This is a genomic window from Streptomyces sp. NPDC053541 (genome assembly GCF_044544705.1).
GTDB lineage: Bacteria > Actinomycetota > Actinomycetes > Streptomycetales > Streptomycetaceae > Streptomyces.
In genome coordinates, this window is the sequence record NZ_JBITXM010000001.1 from 490,209 (window position 1) to 508,773 (window position 18,565).

17 protein-coding genes are annotated in these 18,565 nt (G+C 73.5%); 13 read left to right on the forward strand and 4 right to left on the reverse strand.

Annotated features, from left to right (window positions below; genetic code table 11):
• Positions 1–133: 133 nt before the first annotated feature.
• From ACIGW2_RS02565 to truA, 3 genes are all read left to right on the forward strand, one after another.
• Positions 134–1,156, forward strand: a complete 1,023-nt coding sequence (locus tag ACIGW2_RS02565) for a DNA-directed RNA polymerase subunit alpha (protein WP_128985121.1) — start codon at positions 134–136, stop codon at positions 1,154–1,156.
• Positions 1,157–1,293: 137 nt separating this feature from the next.
• Entirely contained in the window at positions 1,294–1,764 is a 471-nt protein-coding gene (rplQ, locus tag ACIGW2_RS02570) for a 50S ribosomal protein L17 (RefSeq protein ID WP_356063809.1), read from the forward strand.
• Positions 1,765–1,848: 84 nt separating this feature from the next.
• Entirely contained in the window at positions 1,849–2,721 is an 873-nt protein-coding gene (gene truA / locus ACIGW2_RS02575; RefSeq protein ID WP_391653184.1) for a tRNA pseudouridine(38-40) synthase TruA, read from the forward strand.
• Between the two features lie 210 nt (positions 2,722–2,931).
• Here truA and ACIGW2_RS02580 read toward each other — a convergent pair whose 3' ends face one another.
• Positions 2,932–3,957 carry a hypothetical protein gene (locus ACIGW2_RS02580; RefSeq protein ID WP_399840646.1) on the reverse strand — a complete coding sequence of 342 codons (1,026 nt, stop codon included), beginning with the start codon at positions 3,955–3,957 and terminating at the stop codon, positions 2,932–2,934.
• A gap of 56 nt (positions 3,958–4,013) precedes the next feature.
• Here ACIGW2_RS02580 and ACIGW2_RS02585 point away from each other — a divergent pair, with 56 nt between their 5' ends.
• Positions 4,014–5,636, forward strand: coding sequence for an ATP-binding cassette domain-containing protein (locus ACIGW2_RS02585; protein ID WP_361575249.1), 1,623 nt, complete (start codon positions 4,014–4,016; stop codon positions 5,634–5,636).
• A gap of 176 nt (positions 5,637–5,812) precedes the next feature.
• Here ACIGW2_RS02585 and ACIGW2_RS02590 read toward each other — a convergent pair whose 3' ends face one another.
• On the reverse strand, positions 5,813–6,751 hold the full coding sequence (locus tag ACIGW2_RS02590) for an NADP-dependent oxidoreductase (RefSeq protein WP_391653182.1): 939 nt from the start codon (positions 6,749–6,751) through the stop codon (positions 5,813–5,815).
• Positions 6,752–6,863: 112 nt separating this feature from the next.
• On the opposite strand from ACIGW2_RS02590, the gene ACIGW2_RS02595 reads away from it, so the two are divergent.
• The 4 genes from ACIGW2_RS02595 to glmM all read left to right on the forward strand — a co-directional run bounded on the left by ACIGW2_RS02595 (position 6,864) and on the right by glmM (position 10,071).
• Positions 6,864–7,271 carry a helix-turn-helix domain-containing protein gene (locus ACIGW2_RS02595; protein WP_361575255.1) on the forward strand — a complete coding sequence of 136 codons (408 nt, stop codon included), beginning with the start codon at positions 6,864–6,866 and terminating at the stop codon, positions 7,269–7,271.
• A 206-nt stretch (positions 7,272–7,477) separates the two neighbouring features.
• Positions 7,478–7,921: a 50S ribosomal protein L13 gene (gene rplM / locus ACIGW2_RS02600; protein WP_030494272.1), complete on the forward strand. Its 444-nt coding sequence runs from the start codon at positions 7,478–7,480 to the stop codon at positions 7,919–7,921.
• Between the two features lie 42 nt (positions 7,922–7,963).
• On the forward strand, positions 7,964–8,476 hold the full coding sequence (rpsI, locus tag ACIGW2_RS02605) for a 30S ribosomal protein S9 (RefSeq protein WP_128985116.1): 513 nt from the start codon (positions 7,964–7,966) through the stop codon (positions 8,474–8,476).
• Positions 8,477–8,712: 236 nt separating this feature from the next.
• Positions 8,713–10,071: a phosphoglucosamine mutase gene (gene glmM / locus ACIGW2_RS02610; protein WP_391653181.1), complete on the forward strand. Its 1,359-nt coding sequence runs from the start codon at positions 8,713–8,715 to the stop codon at positions 10,069–10,071.
• Between the two features lie 120 nt (positions 10,072–10,191).
• Here glmM and ACIGW2_RS02615 read toward each other — a convergent pair whose 3' ends face one another.
• Together ACIGW2_RS02615 and coaA are read right to left on the reverse strand one after the other, a co-directional pair.
• Entirely contained in the window at positions 10,192–11,142 is a 951-nt protein-coding gene (locus tag ACIGW2_RS02615) for a DUF389 domain-containing protein (RefSeq protein ID WP_391653180.1), read from the reverse strand.
• A 19-nt stretch (positions 11,143–11,161) separates the two neighbouring features.
• The gene (gene coaA, locus ACIGW2_RS02620) at positions 11,162–12,202 is read right to left on the reverse strand and encodes a type I pantothenate kinase (RefSeq protein WP_391653179.1); all 1,041 of its coding nucleotides are present in this window, start codon (positions 12,200–12,202) and stop codon (positions 11,162–11,164) included.
• Between the two features lie 176 nt (positions 12,203–12,378).
• Between coaA and ACIGW2_RS02625 the strand changes: the two genes are divergently transcribed.
• The 5 genes from ACIGW2_RS02625 (at position 12,379) to alr (ending at position 18,498) form a co-directional block, all read left to right on the forward strand.
• On the forward strand, positions 12,379–13,137 hold the full coding sequence (locus ACIGW2_RS02625; RefSeq protein ID WP_399840650.1) for a hypothetical protein: 759 nt from the start codon (positions 12,379–12,381) through the stop codon (positions 13,135–13,137).
• Positions 13,138–13,240: 103 nt separating this feature from the next.
• The gene (gene glmS, locus ACIGW2_RS02630) at positions 13,241–15,088 is read left to right on the forward strand and encodes a glutamine--fructose-6-phosphate transaminase (isomerizing) (RefSeq protein ID WP_399840652.1); all 1,848 of its coding nucleotides are present in this window, start codon (positions 13,241–13,243) and stop codon (positions 15,086–15,088) included.
• A gap of 16 nt (positions 15,089–15,104) precedes the next feature.
• Positions 15,105–15,473, forward strand: a complete 369-nt coding sequence (locus ACIGW2_RS02635) for a holo-ACP synthase (protein ID WP_356063833.1) — start codon at positions 15,105–15,107, stop codon at positions 15,471–15,473.
• A 3-nt stretch (positions 15,474–15,476) separates the two neighbouring features.
• Positions 15,477–16,934: an NAD(P)H-hydrate dehydratase gene (locus tag ACIGW2_RS02640; protein WP_399840655.1), complete on the forward strand. Its 1,458-nt coding sequence runs from the start codon at positions 15,477–15,479 to the stop codon at positions 16,932–16,934.
• Between the two features lie 415 nt (positions 16,935–17,349).
• Positions 17,350–18,498, forward strand: coding sequence for an alanine racemase (alr, locus tag ACIGW2_RS02645; RefSeq protein WP_399840656.1), 1,149 nt, complete (start codon positions 17,350–17,352; stop codon positions 18,496–18,498).
• Positions 18,499–18,565 lie beyond the last annotated feature (67 nt).

Consider the following 18,565-nt stretch of genomic DNA (forward strand, 5'->3'; position numbering starts at 1 on the left):
CCAGGTCCTCGCGACCTGCGGTTGATGTGGGCTCTCGGGCGGCACGTCCCCTTCGGGGGCGTGCCGCCCGTACCCTTGGCAGTACCTGTCGGACGTCAAATAGTGGGCGTCCACAAACGAAGGAATCACCGACATGCTTATCGCTCAGCGTCCTTCGCTGACCGAAGAGGTCGTCGACGAGTTCCGCTCCCGGTTCGTCATCGAGCCGCTGGAGCCGGGCTTCGGCTACACCCTCGGCAACTCGCTCCGCCGCACCCTCCTCTCGTCGATCCCCGGCGCTGCTGTCACCAGCATCCGCATCGACGGCGTCCTGCACGAGTTCACCACCGTGCCGGGCGTCAAGGAGGACGTCACCGACCTCATCCTGAACATCAAGCAGCTGGTCGTCTCCTCGGAGCACGACGAGCCGGTCGTGATGTACCTGCGCAAGCAGGGTCCGGGTGTCGTCACCGCCGCCGACATCGCGCCGCCGGCCGGTGTCGAGGTGCACAACCCCGACCTGGTCCTCGCCACGCTCAACGCCAAGGGCAAGCTGGAGATGGAGCTGACCGTCGAGCGCGGTCGCGGCTACGTCTCCGCCGTCCAGAACAAGCAGGTGGGCCAGGAGATCGGCCGCATCCCGGTCGACTCCATCTACAGCCCCGTGCTGAAGGTCACCTACAAGGTCGAGGCGACCCGAGTCGAGCAGCGCACCGACTTCGACAAGCTGATCGTCGACGTCGAGACCAAGCAGGCCATGCGCCCGCGCGACGCCATGGCGTCCGCCGGCAAGACCCTGGTCGAGCTGTTCGGTCTGGCCCGCGAGCTCAACATCGACGCCGAGGGCATCGACATGGGCCCGTCCCCGACGGACGCCGCCCTGGCCGCCGACCTGGCGCTGCCGATCGAGGAGCTCGAGCTCACCGTTCGGTCCTACAACTGCCTCAAGCGCGAGGGCATCCACTCCGTGGGTGAGCTCGTCGCCCGCTCCGAGGCGGACCTGCTCGACATCCGCAACTTCGGTGCGAAGTCGATCGACGAGGTCAAGGCGAAGCTGGCCGGCATGGGCCTGGCCCTCAAGGACAGCCCGCCCGGATTCGACCCGACCGCCGCCGCGGACGCCTTCGGCGCCGACGACGACGCGGACGCGGGCTTCGTCGAGACCGAGCAGTACTGAGAAAGCCCGGACCGCACGGTCCGTACCTTCCGGGACCCGCCCTCCGGGGCGCGTCCCGGATCTCCGACAGGTAACCGCCTGCTCGGACACTGACTCCGGTACCTGACACGGCCGGGGCAGACCCAAGGAGAATCACCATGCCGCGTCCCACCAAGGGCGCCCGCCTCGGCGGCTCCGCCGCGCACGAGAAGCTGCTCCTCGCCAACCTGGCGAAGTCGCTCTTCGAGCACGGCCGCATCACGACGACCGAGGCCAAGGCCCGCCGCCTGCGTCCGGTCGCCGAGCGCCTGATCACCAAGGCGAAGAAGGGCGACATCCACAACCGTCGCCTGGTGCTGCAGACGATCACCGACAAGGGCGTCGTCCACACCCTCTTCACCGAGATCGCCCCGCGCTACTCGGAGCGTCCGGGTGGTTACACCCGCATCACCAAGATCGGCAACCGTCGTGGCGACAACGCCCCGATGGCCGTGATCGAGCTGGTCGAGGGCGAGATCGCCAAGAAGGCGACCGTCGCCGAGGCCGAGGCCGCCACCAAGCGCGCCGTCAAGGAGGCCGACGAGGCCGCCGCGGTCGAGACGACCGAGGACGAGGCGAAGGACGCGTAAGCGTTCCGGCCTTCCCGTCTCGTGAGCGGGCCCGCATCCCCAGGGGTGCGGGCCCGTTCCCGCGTGTTTGAGAGGATTTACGGCGTGACTGACCTGCCTGAGCGTGACGACGTGCGGCCCGGGTTCGTACGGGTGCGGCTCGACCTTTCGTACGACGGCAAGGACTTCTCCGGCTGGGCCAAGCAGGCCCGGGGCCAGCGGACCGTCCAGGGCGAGATCGAGGACGCCCTGCGCACCGTCACCCGCTCCCAGGAGACGTACGAGCTGACCGTCGCCGGCCGCACCGACGCCGGCGTGCACGCGCGCGGCCAGGTCGCGCACGTCGACCTGCCGGCCGCGCTGTGGGAGGAGCACCGCGAGAAGCTGCTCAGGCGGCTCGCCGGGCGACTGCCGCACGACGTGCGGATCTGGAGGGCCGACGAGGCCCCCGCGGGGTTCAACGCGCGCTTCTCGGCGATCTGGCGCCGCTACGCGTACCGGGTCACCGACCACCCCGGCGGGGTGGACCCGCTGCTGCGCGGGCACGTGCTGTGGCACGACTGGACCCTCGACGTGGACGCGATGAACGCGGCTGCCGAGCGGCTCGTCGGCGAGCACGACTTCGCCGCGTACTGCAAGAAGCGCGAGGGCGCGACGACCATCCGGACCCTCCAGGAGCTGCGCTGGGAGCGCCGCCCCGACGGGATCCTGGAGGCCACCGTCAAGGCCGACGCCTTCTGCCACAACATGGTGCGCTCGCTGGTCGGCGCGCTGCTCTTCGTCGGCGACGGCCACCGCCCGGTGGAGTGGCCCGGCAAGGTGCTCGCCGCCGGTGTGCGGGACTCGGCCGTGCACGTCGTGCGCCCGCACGGCCTCACCCTGGAAGAGGTCGGCTACCCCGCCGACGACCAGCTCGCCGCCCGCAACCGCGAGGCCCGCAACAAGCGCTCACTGCCCGGGAGCGCCGGCTGCTGCTGAGGCCTGGGCGCGCCACCTCGGGCGCCTCGTCGGCTTCGGGCTGCGGGGGCGGGCGTCACTGCCCGGGAGCGCCGGCTGCTGCTGAGGCCTGGGCGCGGCCTCGGGCATAGGTCGTTCCTTTTGACGCAGCCCTCGCGGGCTCGGCGCCCGGGGCGCCTCGCAAGCTTCGGGCTGCTGCGGCGGACTCCGTCCGCCGGGCGGGGGCGGGCGTCACTGCCCGGGGGCGCCGGCTGCTGCTGAGGCCTGGGCGCGGCCTCGGGCATAGATCTGGTTGAAGGCGAAGGTGCCCAGGTCGTTGCTGGTCGTGAAGACGGCCTGGTCGGCCTTGGTGACCTTGCGGCCGTTGGTGAAGCCGGTGTAGGTGACGTACACGTACCGGCCGATGGAGTTGGTGCTGCGCAGGCAGACCGTCTTGCCGTGGCAGAAGTCGTTGACGCCGGCGCCGGCGAGCGGGGCGATGTTGCCCCGGGCCTGGTCCTTCGCCTTCAGGGCGGCCTGCTCGGACGGGAAGACCGCGACGCCGACGGTGACCGCGACCCCGTCCCTGACGTAGGTGGCGCGCAGCACCCGCTGGCAGCCCTGGGCCTTGAGGACCGCGCCGAGGCCGTTCTCGGTGGGGGCCGCGCAGTTCGTGGTGGCGGCGGTGGCGCCCTTGGCGTAGGGGCGGCCGTTCATCGTGAGCTTCTTGCCCGGGAACAGGCCCTCGGGGGTGAGCGGGGCCGTGTCCTTCTTCGGGTCGGAGATGTAGTCCTTCGGGTTCGGCGGGGGCGGCGGGGCCACCGAGGAGAAGGTGGGCGCCGGGCTCGCGGTCTCCGTGGGGGCGGCCGAGCCGGTCGGCGTGCCGCCGCCGTTCTTGGCCTCCTCGTTGGTCTTGTTGGTGGAGACGATCGCGGTGGCGACCACCGCGCCCACGGCGAGCGCGGCGACCGTGCCGCCCGCGATCAGCAGCAGGCGCTTGCGCTTGGTGCGGGCGGCGGAGGCCTCGGCGAGGGCGCCCCAGTCGGGGGTGCCGGTGTCCTGCGCGCCGGGGAAGGGGTTGGGCTGAACCTGGCCGGGCAGAGCCTGGCCGGGCTGCGGCTGGCCGTACGGGCCGGCGGGCTGCTGCGGGTACCCGTATCCGTACCCCTGCGCCGGCTGCTGCGGCTGCGCCGGCGGGTACCCGTACCCGTAACCCTGCTGCCCGTGCTGCTGCTGTCCCGGCTGCTCGCCGCCCGGCTGCGGTCCCCCAAAGCTCATGCCGCGCATCCTAAACCGCTTGGGTTCCCGGGCCGACGGCGGCGACAATGCCCCTCATGGGACACGTCGAAGCCGCGCATCTGGAGTACTACCTGCCCGACGGGAGGGTGCTCCTCGGCGACGCCTCCTTCCGGGTCGGGGAGGGCGCGGTCGTCGCCCTGGTCGGGGCCAACGGCGCCGGGAAGACGACCCTGCTCCGGCTGATCTCCGGGGAGCTCCAGCCGCACGGCGGCACCGTCACGGTCAGCGGCGGGCTCGGCGTGATGCCGCAGTTCGTGGGCTCCGTGCGGGACGAGTCGACCGTGCGCGACCTGCTGGTCTCGGTGGCGCCGGCCAGGATCCGGGCCGCCGCGAAGGCGGTCGACGAGGCCGAGCACCGGATCATGACGGTGGACGACGAGGCCGCGCAGATGGCGTACGCGCAGGCGCTCAGCGACTGGGCCGAGGTGCAGGGCTACGAGTTCGAGACGCTCTGGGACATGTGCACCACGGCGGCGATGGGCGTGCCGTACGACAAGGCGCAGTTCCGTCAGGTGCGCACGCTCAGCGGCGGCGAGCAGAAGCGGCTGGTCCTGGAGTACCTGCTGCGCGGCGGCGACGAGGTGCTGCTGCTCGACGAGCCCGACAACTATCTGGACGTGCCCGGCAAGCGCTGGCTGGAGGAGCGGCTGCGGGAGACCCGCAAGACCGTGCTCTTCATCTCCCACGACCGGGAGCTGCTCGCCCGGGCCGCGCAGAAGATCGTGGCCGTGGAGCCCGGCCCGGCCGGCTCGGACGTGTGGGTGCACGGCGGCGGCTTCGACACCTTCCACGAGGCGCGCCGCGAGCGCTTCGCCCGCTTCGAGGAGCTGAAGCGGCGCTGGGAGGAGAAGCACGCGCAGCTGAAGAAGCTGGTGGTCAACCTGCGGCAGGCGGCCGCGGTCAGCCACGAGATGGCCTCGCGCTACGCGGCCGCGCAGACCCGCCTGAAGAAGTTCGAGGAGGCCGGCCCGCCGCCGGAGCCGCCGCGCGAGCAGGACATCCGGATGCGGCTGCGCGGCGGACGCACCGGCGTGCGCGCGGTGACGGCGGAGAACCTGGAGCTGACCGGGCTGATGAAGCCCTTCTCCCTGGAGATCTTCTACGGGGAGCGGGTCGCCGTCCTGGGCTCCAACGGCTCCGGCAAGTCGCACTTCCTGCGGCTCCTGGCGGGCGACGAGTCGGTGGCGCACACCGGTACGTGGAAGCTGGGCGCCCGGGTCGTCCCGGGCCACTTCGCCCAGACCCACGCGCACCCGGAGCTGGAGGGCCGGCCGCTGGTCGACATCCTGTGGACGGAGCACGCCAAGGACCGGGGCGCGGCGATGTCGATGCTGCGGCGGTACGAGCTGGAGCGCCAGGGCGACCAGCCCTTCGACAAGCTCTCCGGCGGCCAGCAGGCCCGCTTCCAGATCCTCCTCCTGGAGCTGGCCGGCACCACCGCCCTGCTCCTGGACGAGCCGACGGACAACCTCGACCTGGAGTCCGCGGAGGCCCTCCAGGACGGCCTGGAGTCCTACGAGGGCACGGTCCTCGCCGTCACCCACGACCGCTGGTTCGCCCGCTCCTTCGACCGCTACCTGGTCTTCGGCTCGGACGGTGTGGTGCGGGAGACCAGTGAGCCGGTGTGGGACGAGCGGCGGGTGGAGCGGGCGCGCTGACCGGGCGGTGCCCGGCTGTCCGTGCGGCGGGGGCCCGCTACGACCGCCGGGCGAAGTCCGGCGCAGCCGGCCGAGGCCGGGGAGGCCCCCCTGGGGGCCGTGCCGTGCGAGGGTGGCGTGGAGAGCGGGGTCCAGCGAGGCGGTGTGGGACGAGCGGGCACGCTCGCCCTTGCTTCTTAGGGCACCAGCACCAGGCGCCCGCGCAGGCCGCCGCGTTCCAGGGTGCGGTGGGCCTCCGCGGCCTCCGTCAGGGGGAGGGCGCGGGCGACGCGCGGGGTGAGGAGGCCCTGTTCGGCGAGGGCGGCGAGGCGGGACAGGTCGGCCGCGTCGGCGCGGACCCAGACCGGGACCACCCGGGTGCCGCGCAGGGCCGGCGGGGCGCCGCCCGCCACCAGGGACGCGAAGGCGCCGCCCGTGCGCACGGCGTCCAGGGCGGCCGCGCCGAGGACGGCGCCGTCCAGGGCGCCCGCCACGCCGCCCGGGACCAGGGCGCGGACGGCCTCGCCGAGGCGGGGCGCGTCGGCCGGGACGAAGAGCGCGGCGCCCAGGTCCCGTACCAGCGGCTCGTCGGCCGGGCGGGCCGTCGCCACCACCCGCAGCCCGCGCGCCGCGGCGAGCTGCACCGCGTACCCGCCGACCGCCCCGGCCGCGCCCGTGACCAGCAGCGTCTCCCCGTCCGGCAGGGCGAGCGCGTCCAGGGCCTGGAGGGCGGTGAGCCCGGCGAGCGGGAGGGTCGCGGCGGCGGCCGGGGCGAGTCCGGCGGGGGCCGGCGCCACCGCGTGGGCGTCCAGGACGACCTGCTCGGCCTGGGTGCCGAGGGGCACGTCGAGGCGGTCGTTCATGCCGATGACCCGGTCCCCGGGCCGGACGGCGGTGACGCCGGGCCCGGTCTCCTCGACGACGCCGGCGACGTCCCAGCCGAGGCCGGTGCGCTCGCGCGGCGGCACGAGGCCGGCCTCGGCGAGCACTCCGGCGCGGGTGGCGAGGTCCACCGGGTGGACGGTGGCGGCCTCGACCCGGATCCGGACCTGCCCGGGGCCGGTGGCGGGGACGGGGACCTCGGCGATCCGCAGGACCTCGGGGCCGCCGGGGGAGTCGATGACGAGCGCGCGCATGGCCGGGCCTTCCTGGGGGAACGAAGGGGGGACCCCACGAACCTAGGGAGAGGTACTCTCCGTCAGGAAGTACGTACCCGAGAGTGCGTACCGCACCGGAAGGAGCGCACCCGTGCCGACCCGGACCGCCGCCGAGCGCCGCGCGGAGGCGCGCCGCGCCTATGACGCGTATCTCGCCGAGTGCCCCGCCCGGCAGCTCCTGGACCGGCTCTCCGACAAGTGGGTCACGCTGCTCCTGAACGCCCTCGCGGACGGCCCGCTCCGCTATGCCGAGCTGGGGCGCAAGGTCGCCGGGGTCAGCCAGAAGATGCTCACCCAGACCCTGCGGGGCCTGGAGCGGGACGGCCTGGTCAGCCGTACGGTGACGCCCTCCGTGCCGGTCCGGGTGGAGTACCGGCTGACCGCGCTGGGGGCCTCGCTGCTGCCGGTGGTGCGGGCCGTGAAGGAGTGGGCGGACGGACACATCGAGGAGGTCGCCGCGGCCCGCGAGGCCTACGACCGGGGCGCCGACGCGTTTTGACCCGCCCGGGGGAGCCCGGGTACGCTTCTGCTTTGTTATGCGTATTGGCTTCGTCGTTCTCACGCGACAGTGCCGCTGCGCAAGTTCCCTGGAGCAGTTACCAGTGGCTCGCATACGGGCGGAGTTCCCGGCAGTGTGTGCCCCAGCTGCATGATCGCTTCAGGTGTGTCTTGGACTCCATCCACTGAAGAAGCGAAGGCTACGAAGTGCGTACGTACAGCCCCAAGCCCGGCGATGTCACTCGCCAGTGGCACATCATCGACGCGCAGGACATCGTCCTGGGTCGTCTGGCGACCACGGCCGCGAACCTCCTGCGAGGCAAGCACAAGCCGGTGTACGCCCCCCACATGGACATGGGCGACTTCGTCATCATCATCAACGCCGACAAGGTCCACCTGTCCGGCAACAAGAAGACCCAGAAGATGGCCTACCGCCACTCCGGCTACCCGGGTGGTCTCCGCTCCGTCCGTTACGACGAGCTGCTGGAGAAGAACCCCGAGAAGGCCGTCGAGAAGGCCATCAAGGGCATGATCCCCAAGAACTCCCTGGGCCGTCAGATGCTCTCGAAGCTGAAGGTCTACGCGGGCGAGAACCACCCGCACGCTGCCCAGCAGCCGGTCCCGTTCGAGATCACCCAGGTCGCGCAGTAGTTCCGGCCACCCCCTAAGAACGAAAGAAATCTGAGGAGCATCGTGGCCGAGACCACCCCCGAGACCCCCGTCGACGAGTTCGAGGGCGTCGAGGAGTACACCACCGAGACCGAGATCGTCGAGGGTGACTACACCTCCGAGTCCCTCGCGTCCCGCTTCGGCGACCCGCAGCCGGCCGCCGGCCTGGGCCGTCGCAAGAACGCCATCGCCCGCGTCCGGATCGTCCCGGGCACCGGCAAGTGGAAGATCAACGGGCGCACGCTCGAGGACTACTTCCCGAACAAGGTTCACCAGCAGGAAGTCAACGAGCCCTTCAAGGTGCTCGAGCTGGACAACCGCTACGACGTCATCGCCCGCATCGCGGGTGGCGGCGTGTCCGGCCAGGCCGGCGCCCTGCGCCTCGGCGTGGCCCGCGCCCTCAACGAGGCGGACGTGGAGAACAACCGCGGCCCGCTGAAGAAGGCCGGCTTCCTCTCCCGCGACGACCGTGCGGTCGAGCGCAAGAAGGCCGGTCTCAAGAAGGCCCGCAAGGCCCCGCAGTACAGCAAGCGCTAATCGCCTGCCCTGTCTGCTTGGCCCGGACGCCCCGGTGGCACTGCCCGTGCTGCCGGGGCGTCCGGCATTTTCGGCGCCATGTTTACATCACCGCATTCATAGTCTTGGGCACAAACCCGGGCACAAACCCGGGCACTCCCTGACCGAAACGGGCACGGACCCGGATGGTTTCCGGCCACGAGCGGGCACCAGCCGGTCAGGGGATCGCATTCTCGGAGCACTTTCGGAGGACAGCTGTGGGACGACTCTTCGGCACGGACGGGGTACGCGGCGTGGCCAACGCCGACCTGACGGCAGAGCTGGCGCTCGGCCTGTCGGTGGCGGCCGCGCACGTGCTCGCCGAGACGGGCACCTTTGAGGGCCACCGGCCGACCGCCGTGGTGGGGCGCGACCCGCGCGCCTCGGGAGAGTTCCTGGAGGCCGCCGTCGTGGCCGGCCTGGCCAGCGCCGGCGTCGACGTGCTGCGCGTCGGCGTGCTGCCCACCCCGGCCGTGGCGTACCTCACCGGCGCGCTCGGCGCCGACCTCGGCGTGATGCTGTCCGCCTCGCACAACGCCATGCCCGACAACGGCATCAAGTTCTTCGCCCGCGGCGGCCACAAGCTCGCCGACGAGCTGGAGGACCGCATCGAGTCCGTCTACGAGGAGCACCGCACCGGCGCCCCCTGGAACCGTCCCACCGGCGCCGGCGTCGGCCGGGTCCGCGACTACGACGAGGGCTTCGACAAGTACGTCGCCCACCTCGTGGCCGTCCTGCCCAACCGCCTCGACGGCCTGAAGATCGTCCTCGACGAGGCCCACGGCGCCGCCGCCCGCGTCTCGCCCGAGGCCTTCTCCCGGGCCGGCGCCACCGTCGTCACCATCGGCGCCGAGCCCGACGGCCTCAACATCAACGACGGCTGCGGCTCCACCCACCTCGACCTGCTCAAGGCCGCCGTGGTCGAGCACAAGGCCGACTTCGGCATCGCCCACGACGGCGACGCCGACCGCTGCCTGGCCGTGGACCACACCGGCGCCGAGGTCGACGGCGACCAGATCCTCGCGATCCTCGCCCTCGCCATGCGCGAGGCCGGCACCCTGCGCGGCGACACCGTCGTCGGCACCGTCATGTCCAACCTCGGCTTCAAACTGGCGATGGAGCGCGAGGGCCTGTCCCTCGTGCAGACCGCGGTCGGCGACCGCTACGTCCTGGAGTCGATGAAGGAGCACGGCTACGCCCTCGGCGGCGAGCAGTCCGGCCACGTCATCGTCCTCGACCACGCCACCACCGGCGACGGCACCCTCACCGGTCTGATGCTGGCGGCCCGGGTCGCCGCCACCGGGCGCTCGCTCGCCGAGCTGGCCGGCGTCATGGAGCGCCTCCCGCAGGTCCTCGTCAACGTCCCGAACGTCGACAAGAGCCGGGTGCAGAGCTCCGCCGAGCTCGCCCACGCCGTCACCGAGGCCGAGCGCGAGCTGGGCACCACCGGCCGCGTGCTGCTCCGCCCCTCCGGCACCGAGCCGCTGGTGCGGGTCATGGTCGAGGCCGCCGACATCGAGCAGGCCCGCTCGGTGGCCGGCCGCCTCGCGGACGTGGTGAAGTCCGCGCTCGGCTAGTCCGTACGGCTCCGGGAGGAGCAGTCCGTACGGCTCCACGAGGAGTGGTCCGTACGGCTCCACGAGCAGGGCCCCGTTGCACCCGAGGTGCGGCGGGGCCCTTCCCGTACCGCACCGGACTCAGCCCCTGCGCAGCCGCCGCTTCAGCTTGCCGCGCGCGGTCCGCCACAGCGTCTTCTGCAGCTGGAGGGTCGCCGTTCCGGCCAGCACGAGGCCCAGCAGGTTGAGCAGCAGCTGCACGACCGACCCCCAGGCCTGGCCGACCTCCCCGTAGCTGAGGGCCACCGCCGCGTTGGCCGCCGCCGGCACCGTCGTCACCGAGATCGCCACGCCCACCAGGGCGCCCGCCTTGGACGAGGTCAGCGACAGGGTGCCGGCCGCGCCCGCGAGCAGCGCCACCACGAAGGAGAACATGTCCGGCTTCCAGATGAAGCTGGTCTGCGGCCGGGCGGCGTCGAGCCGCTCCCTGGTGAACAGCCCGAGCAGGTCCATGACCAGGCTGAAGAGGGACGTCGCCAGCATCGCCGCCAGGAAGCCGACGAGCAGGGCCATCAGCGCCCGGACCGCGAGCCGTGGCGCACGCTGCACGATCGCCGTGCACAACCCGGCGATCGGGCCGAACTCCGGGCCGACGGCCATCGCACCCACGATCAGGATCGCGTTGTCCAGGACCACACCGCAGGCCGCGATCATCGTCGCCAGGAGCATGAAGGCGAGATACGTGAAGGAGAGCGTCGAGTCCTTGTGGGTCTCGTCGGCCAACTGCTCCCAGATCACCGCGTCCGCGCCCTCGCCGGGAGCGTCGGCCTCGGCCCGGTCGGCCCGCTCCGACAACGACAGGTCGATGCTCTCGACCGCGATCGACCCGTCGTGATCGACGTTCATCAACCGCAGCCCGTGCAGGAGTTCGTCCCCCGCCTCGCGGGCCACGTCGCACATCACGAGGTCCCCGGCCGGGTCGCGGGCGGCGCCCGGCAGCACCACCAGGTGGGTGGCGCCGACGGTGCGCTCGATGAGCGAGACGGCCGCGTCCGTGCGGTCGGGAGGAACGATCAGGCGCAGGTGCAGCATCCCGCGAGTGTACGGAGCGTCAGAGCTTGCGCAGGCTCAGTCGCTGCACCTTGTGGTCCGCGCCCTTGCGCAGCACGAGGGTGGCCCGGCCGCGCGTCGGGGCCACGTTCTCCAGGAGGTTGACCTTGTTGACGGTCCGCCACATCGTGCGCGCGTACTCCAGGGCCTCCTCCTCGGAGACCTGGGTCCAGCGCCGGAAGTACGAGGACGGGTCCTGGAAGGCGGTCTCGCGCAGCTTGCGGAAGCGGTTGAGGTACCAGCCCTCGATGTCCTCGGCGCGCGCGTCCACGTACACCGAGAAGTCGAAGTAGTCGGCGAGGCCCACCCGGGTCCGCCCGTCCTTGCCGGGCAGGGCCGGCTGGAGGACGTTGAGCCCCTCGACGATGAGGATGTCGGGGCGGCGCACCACGAGCCGCTCGTCCGGCACCCGGTCGTAGATGAGGTGCGAGTAGACGGGCGCGGTGACCTCCTCCTTGCCCGCCTTGACGTCGGCGACGAAGCGGGTCAGGGCCCGCCGGTCGTACGACTCGGGGAAGCCCTTGCGGGACATCAGCCCGCGCGCCTTCAGCTCCTCCATCGGGTAGAGGAAGCCGTCGGTGGTGATCCGCTCCACGCGCGGGTGCTCGGGCCAGCGCGCCAGCAGCGCCTGGAGGAGCCGGGCCACGGTCGACTTCCCGACCGCCACGGATCCGGCGACCCCTATGACGAAGGGCGTGCCGCGCTGCTCGGCCTTCTCCCCGAGGAAGGTGTTGAGCGCCCCGCGCAGCCCGCTGGTGGCCTGCACGTACAGGTTGAGCAGCCGGGACAGCGGCAGGTAGACGTCCCGCACCTCGTCCAGGTCGATGACGTCACCGAGGCCCTGCAGCCGCTCGACCTCCTCGGCGGTGAGGGGCAGCGGCGTCTTGTCGCGCAGTGCGCTCCACTCGGCCCGCGTGAGGTCGACGTACGGCGTCGGCTCGGCGACCCGACGGGACCCGGCACCGTTGCCGTGGGGGCCGTGGGGGCCGTGGGGGTTCCCGCTGGGGTTTCCGCTGGAGCTTCGTGGCGGCGAAGTGATCACCGTGCCATTGTCGTGGCTCGGGGCCGGTCGTGGGCGACCGGGAGCCGTGGGGTGGGTCACGTGACGGACGACCCGATATGGGGGTGCGCGGGCCTGATCTTCGTACATAGGCTGCACGGGCTTCGCCGCGCACCGCCGCGCGGCATCCCGCGGAACCCGAGGAGAGAGTTCGCCCCATGAGAGCACGCAGCCTTCGTCACGCCGGTGCCGTCGCCGCGGTCACCACCCTCGCGCTCGCGCTCACCGCCTGCGCCGGCGAGGAGAAGAAGACGGAGGACACCGGCAAGGCGGACGCCTCCGCGTCCGCGTCCGCCGCGGCGACGCCCGACGTGAAGGCGCTGCCGGCGGCGGAGCTGGAGAAGCTGCTGGTCACGCAGGCGGACCTCAAGGGGTACCAGGTGCAGCCGGCCAAGCCGGGCGAGCGCGTCAACGCCGGGGACGTCAGCGCCGACAAGGCGGCGTGCGAGACGCTCGCCGAGGCCCTGTCCTGGGCGGCGCCCGGCACGCCCGGCGCCAGCGCGACCGTGAAGACGATCCAGGTCCCGGAGAAGAAGAAGGAGTCCTTCGAGGGCGCCATCGGCGCCCTGGTCGCGCCCGTCACCTCCGTGACCCTCGGCTCCTACGCCGGCGAGGGCGCCCAGGAGGCCTTCGCCTCCCTGAAGACGGCGGGCACCGAGTGCGCCGGCGGCTTCACCGTCCACGGCGGCGGCGTGACCACCAAGGTCCACAAGGTGGCCCCGGACACGGTCACCGCCGGCGACGAGGCCCTGGCCTGGACGGTCACCCGCGACATGGGCGGCGAGCCCTTCGTCACCAAGCTCGTCGTCCTCCGCAAGGGCAACACCCTGGCCGGCTTCTCGACCCTCAGCGTCAGCGGCGAGGTCAAGGAGCAGCCGAAGACCGTGATCGACGCGCAGGCGGCGAAGCTGGGCTGAGCCGGGGGGCGGGGGCCGCTCGGCTCCGGCCACTCGGGGCCCGCGGCGCGGCCCTTCGCGCGTGCCCCGGTGCTTCACCGGGGTTCCGGCGTAGCCTGCGTGCATGTGCGGAATCGTGGGGTACGTCGGCGGGCAGTCGGCGCTCGAAGTGGTGATCGCAGGGCTCAAGCGGCTCGAATACCGCGGCTACGACTCGGCCGGAGTGGCCGTGCTCTCCGACGGGGGGCTCGCCGCCGCCAAGAAGGCCGGGAAGCTCGTCAACCTGGAGAAGGAGCTGGTGGACCGGCCGCTGTCGAGCGGGTCCACCGGCATCGGGCACACCCGGTGGGCCACCCACGGCGGGCCCACCGACGCCAACGCGCACCCGCACCTCGACAACGCGGGCCGGGTCGCCGTCGTCCACAACGGCATCATCGAGAACTTCGCCGCGCTCCGCGCCGAGCTGGCGGACCGGGGCCACGACCTGGCGTCCGAGACGGACACCGAGGTCGTGTCCCATCTGCTGGCCGAGGAGTTCTCCTCCGTCGGCGACCTCGCCGAGGCCATGCGCCTGGTGTGCAAGCGGCTCGACGGCGCCTTCACCCTCGTCGCCGTGCACGCCGACCAGCCCGACGTGGTCGTCGGCGCCCGCCGCAACTCCCCGCTCGTCGTCGGCGTCGGCGAGGGCGAGAACTTCCTCGCCTCCGACGTCTCCGCCTTCATCGCCCACACCCGCTCCGCGATCGAACTCGGCCAGGACCAGGTCGTGGAGCTCACCCGCGAGGGCGTCACCGTCACCGACTTCGACGGCGCCCCCGCCGACGTCCGCGCCTTCCACGTCGACTGGGACGCCTCCGCCGCCGAGAAGGGCGGCTACGCCTCCTTCATGCTCAAGGAGATCGCCGAGCAGCCCCGGGCGGTCGCCGACACCCTCATCGGCCGCATCGGCGCCGACGGACGCCTCCGCCTCGACGAGGTGCGCATCCCCGACGCCGTCCTGCGCCAGGCCGACAAGATCGTCATCGTCGCCTGCGGCACCGCCTTCCACGCCGGACTCATCGCGAAGTACGCCATCGAACACTGGACCCGCATCCCCTGCGAGGTCGAGCTGGCCAGCGAGTTCCGCTACCGCGACCCCATCCTCGGACAGCGCACCCTGGTCATCGCCATCTCCCAGTCCGGCGAGACCATGGACACCCTGATGGCGCTGCGGCACGCCCGTGAGCAGGGCGCCAAGGTGCTCGCCGTCTGCAACACCAACGGCTCGACCATCCCGCGCGAGTCCGACGCCGTCCTCTACACCCACGCCGGGCCCGAGGTCGCCGTCGCCTCCACCAAGGCCTTCCTCACCCAGCTCGTCGCCTGCTACCTCCTCGCCCTCTACCTCGGACAGGTCCGCGGCACCAAGTGGGGCGACGAGATCCACGCCGTCGTCCGCGAACTGGCCCGGATCGCCGAGGAGGTCGAGCGGGTCCTGGAGACCATGGAGCCGGTGCGCGCCCTGGCCCGCTCGCTCGCCGGCCACGACACCGTCCTCTTCCTCGGCCGGCACGTCGGCTACCCGGTGGCCCTGGAGGGCGCGCTGAAGCTCAAGGAGCTCGCGTACATGCACGCCGAGGGCTTCGCCGCCGGCGAGCTCAAGCACGGCCCGATCGCCCTCGTCGAGGAGGGCCTCCCGGTCGTCGTGGTCGTCCCCTCGCCGCGCGGCCGGTCCGTCCTGCACGACAAGATCGTCTCCAACATCCAGGAGATCCGGGCCCGCGGAGCCCGCACGATCGTCATCGCCGAGGAGGGCGACGAGGCCGTCGTCCCGTACGCCGACCACCTCGTCCGGATCCCCGCGACGCCTACGCTGCTCCAGCCGCTGGTCGCGACCGTGCCGCTGCAGGTCTTCGCCTGCGAACTGGCCACGGCGCGGGGCAACGAGGTCGACCAGCCGCGCAACCTGGCCAAGTCCGTGACCGTGGAGTGAGTGAGGAACAGGGCAGATGATCATCGGGGTGGGGATCGACGTCGCGGAGATCGACCGGTTCGCCGCGTCGCTCGCGCGCACACCGGGGCTGCTCGGGCGCCTCTTCGTCGAGGGCGAGCTGCTGCTGCCGAGCGGGGAGCGGCGCGGCCCGGCCTCGCTGGCCGTGCGGTTCGCGGCGAAGGAGGCCCTCGCGAAGGCGCTCGGCGCGCCGGGGAACCTGCACTGGACGGACGCCGAGGTGTACGTCGAGGACAGCGGGCAGCCCCGGCTGCGGGTGCGCGGCACCGTCGCCGCGCGGGCGGCCGAGCTCGGCGTCCGGAACTGGCACGTCTCGCTCAGCCACGACGCGGGAGTGGCGTCGGCCGTGGTGATCGCGGAGGGTTGAGCCATGCGCACCGCTCACCGTGTGGAGACCGTACGGGCCGCCGAGGCCGCCCTGATGGCCCGGCTGCCGGAGGGCGCCCTGATGCAGCGGGCCGCGGCCGGACTCGCCGCCGCCTGCTGCTCGTTGCTGGGCAGGGGGCGGGTGTACGGGGCGAGGGTCGTGCTGCTCGTCGGCAGCGGCGACAACGGCGGCGACGCGCTGTACGCGGGCGCGCGGCTGGCCCGGCGCGGGGCCGGCGTGACCGCGGTGCTGCTCGGCGCGCGGGCGCACGAGGCCGGGCTCGCCGCGCTGCGGGCGGCCGGCGGCCGGGTGACCGGCCCGCACGACGACCCGTACGAGGCGCTGGCCGGCGCGGACCTGGTCCTGGACGGCATCACGGGGATCGGCGGCCGGGGCGGGCTGCGGCCGGACGCCGTGCCCGTGGCCCGCGCCGCCCGCGGCTCCGACGCGGTCGTGGTGGCCGTCGACCTGCCGAGCGGCGTCGACGCCGACACCGGCGAGGTCGCGGGGGAGGCGCTGCGCGCCGACGCGACGATCACCTTCGGCACGTACAAGCCGGGGCTCCTCGTCGACCCCGCGCGGGAGTACGCGGGCGCGCTGCGGCTCGTCGACATCGGCCTGGGCGCCACCCTGCCGTCGGTGCCCGACCTGGAGGCGCTCCAGCACGAGGACGTGGCCCGGCTGCTGCCGGTGCCGGCCGCGGAGTCGGACAAGTACCGGCGCGGGGTCGTCGGCCTGGTCGCCGGCTCCGCCCGCTACCCCGGCGCCGCCGTGCTCGCCGTCTCCGGCGCGCTGCGCGGCGGGGCGGGCGCCGTGCGGTACGTCGGGCCGGCCGGCGAGGCGGTGATCGCGGCGCACCCCGAGACGCTGGTCCACGCCGGGCCGCCGGACAAGGCGGGCCGCGTCCAGGCGTGGGTCGCCGGGCCCGGCCTGGGGGAGGGCCCGGGCGTCTCCCTGGCCCTCGACCAGCTCCTCGCCACCGACGTCCCGGTCCTGGTCGACGCGGACGGGCTGCGCGGCCTCACCCCGCAGGCGGTACGGGGCCGGTCGGCGCCCACCCTCCTCACCCCGCACGCGGGGGAGGCGGCGGCGCTGCTGGGCGTGGCCCGCGAGGAGGTCGAGGCGGGCCGCCTCGCCGCGGTCCGCGAGCTTGCCGCCCGGTACGGCGCGACGGTCCTCCTCAAGGGCTCCACCACCCTGATCTGCGCCCCCGACCCCGGAAGCCCGGTCCGGGTCAACCCCACCGGCACCTCCTGGCTCGCCACCGCCGGCACCGGCGACGTCCTCTCAGGCCTCGCCGGCTCCCTCCTCGCCGCCGGCCTCCCCCCTCTCGACGCCCTCTCCGCCGCCGCCTACCTCCACGGCCTGTCCGCCCGCCGCGCCTCGCAGGGCACCGCCCCGATCTCGGCCGCGGACGTGGCAGCGGGCCTGCCGGCCGCCTGGCGGGACGTGATGGGCTGAGGACGCGCGGGACTGTAGGGCCTGCGCGGCCCGTGGTGGCCCCGCGTGCGGCACGTGCCGCGCACCGGCGCGCGGTCCCGGGCCGTCGGCCCACCGCCCGGCGGCGGCTTCCCGCCGCGCGCGGGGCGCGGCCGGGCCGGGCCGGCGGCCCCCGGCCTCGCCCACCGGTCCTGCCCTCGGTGGCCCACCGGCCGGTGGCAGTCCGGCCCGCGCGCGGGCGCGGCGGGCGCGAGCAGCGGTGTCTGCGGCCGGCGGCCCACCGCCCGGCGGCGGCTTCCCGCCGCGCGCGAGGCCCGGCCGCGGCGGGCCGACGGTGCCCGGGCCCGCCCAGCCGCGGCACCCCCCGCACGCGCCGTGACGCGCGACGCGGCAGGGGAGCGTGGTCGTGGTGGGCGCACCTGAGAGACTGGGCGGGATGACTCAGACAGCAACGCCCCGCCGAGCCCGCGCCGAGATCGACCTCGGGGCGCTGCGTGCGAACGTCCGCACGCTGCGCGCCCGCGTCGCGCCCCACGTCCAGGTGATGGGCGTGGTCAAGGCGGACGCGTACGGGCACGGGGCCGTGCGGTGTGCGCGGGCCGCGCTGGAGGCGGGGGCGACCTGGCTGGGGACGGCCACTCCGCAGGAGGCGCTCGCGCTGCGGGCCGCGGGGATCGCCGAGGCGCGGATCATGTGCTGGCTGTGGACCCCGGGCGACCCGTGGGACCGGGGCATCGAGGCCGGTCTCGACATGTCCGTCAGCGGGATGTGGGCCCTGCGGGAGGTCACCCGGGCCGCCGAGGCCGTCGGGCGCCCCGCGCGGATCCAGCTCAAGGCCGACACCGGGCTCGGCCGCAACGGCTGCCAGCCCGCCGACTGGCCCGAGCTCGTCGGCGAGGCGCTCAAGGCCGAGGCGCAGGGCCTGGTGCGGATCACCGGGCTCTGGTCGCACTTCGCGTGCGCCGACGAGCCCGGCCACCCCTCGATCCCGGCCCAGCTGGACGTCTTCCGGTCGATGCTCGACTTCGCCGAGAAGGCCGGCGTCGAGCCCGAGGTGCGGCACATCGCCAACTCGCCCGCCACCCTCACGCTCCCCGAGGCGCACTTCGACCTGGTCCGCCCCGGCATCGCCATGTACGGCGTGTCGCCGGACCCGGCCGTCGGCACCTCCGCCGAGCTCGGTCTGCGCCCGGTGATGACCCTGAAGGCGAGCGTCGCCCTGGTGAAGCGGGTGCCGGGCGGGCACGGCGTCTCGTACGGGCACCACTACGTCACCCCCGGCGAGACCACCCTCGGCCTGATCCCGCTCGGTTACGCGGACGGCGTCCCCCGGCACGCCTCCGGGCGCGGCCCGGTCCTGGTCGGCGACCGGGTGCGGACGGTGGCCGGGCGGGTCGCCATGGACCAGTTCGTGGTCGACCTCGGGGGCGACGCGCCCGAGCCGGGCACGGAGGCCGTGCTGTTCGGCCCCGGCGACCGGGGCGAGCCGACGGCCCAGGACTGGGCGGAAGCCGCGGACACCATCGCGTACGAGATCGTCACCCGGATCGGCGCCCGCGTCCCGCGCGTCTACCTGGGCGCGTAGACGCGGGCCGGCGGACCCGTACGGGCAGAGCGGGCGAGCGGACCGTACGAACAGAGCGGACGAGGAG

Bases quoted from the DNA above. Each gene is read 5' to 3' on its own strand.
- ACIGW2_RS02565 (WP_128985121.1), top strand. From the start codon at position 134: ATGCTTATCGCTCAGCGTCCTTCGCTGACCGAAGAGGTCGTCGACGAG.
- rplQ (WP_356063809.1), top strand. From the start codon at position 1,294: ATGCCGCGTCCCACCAAGGGCGCCCGCCTCGGCGGCTCCGCCGCGCAC.
- ACIGW2_RS02580 (WP_399840646.1), bottom strand. From the start codon at position 3,957: ATGAGCTTTGGGGGACCGCAGCCGGGCGGCGAGCAGCCGGGACAGCAG.
- ACIGW2_RS02585 (WP_361575249.1), top strand. From the start codon at position 4,014: ATGGGACACGTCGAAGCCGCGCATCTGGAGTACTACCTGCCCGACGGG.
- ACIGW2_RS02590 (WP_391653182.1), bottom strand. From the start codon at position 6,751: ATGCGCGCGCTCGTCATCGACTCCCCCGGCGGCCCCGAGGTCCTGCGG.
- ACIGW2_RS02615 (WP_391653180.1), bottom strand. From the start codon at position 11,142: ATGCTGCACCTGCGCCTGATCGTTCCTCCCGACCGCACGGACGCGGCC.
- ACIGW2_RS02625 (WP_399840650.1), top strand. From the start codon at position 12,379: ATGAGAGCACGCAGCCTTCGTCACGCCGGTGCCGTCGCCGCGGTCACC.
- glmS (WP_399840652.1), top strand. From the start codon at position 13,241: ATGTGCGGAATCGTGGGGTACGTCGGCGGGCAGTCGGCGCTCGAAGTG.
- ACIGW2_RS02635 (WP_356063833.1), top strand. From the start codon at position 15,105: ATGATCATCGGGGTGGGGATCGACGTCGCGGAGATCGACCGGTTCGCC.
- ACIGW2_RS02640 (WP_399840655.1), top strand. From the start codon at position 15,477: ATGCGCACCGCTCACCGTGTGGAGACCGTACGGGCCGCCGAGGCCGCC.
- alr (WP_399840656.1), top strand. From the start codon at position 17,350: ATGACTCAGACAGCAACGCCCCGCCGAGCCCGCGCCGAGATCGACCTC.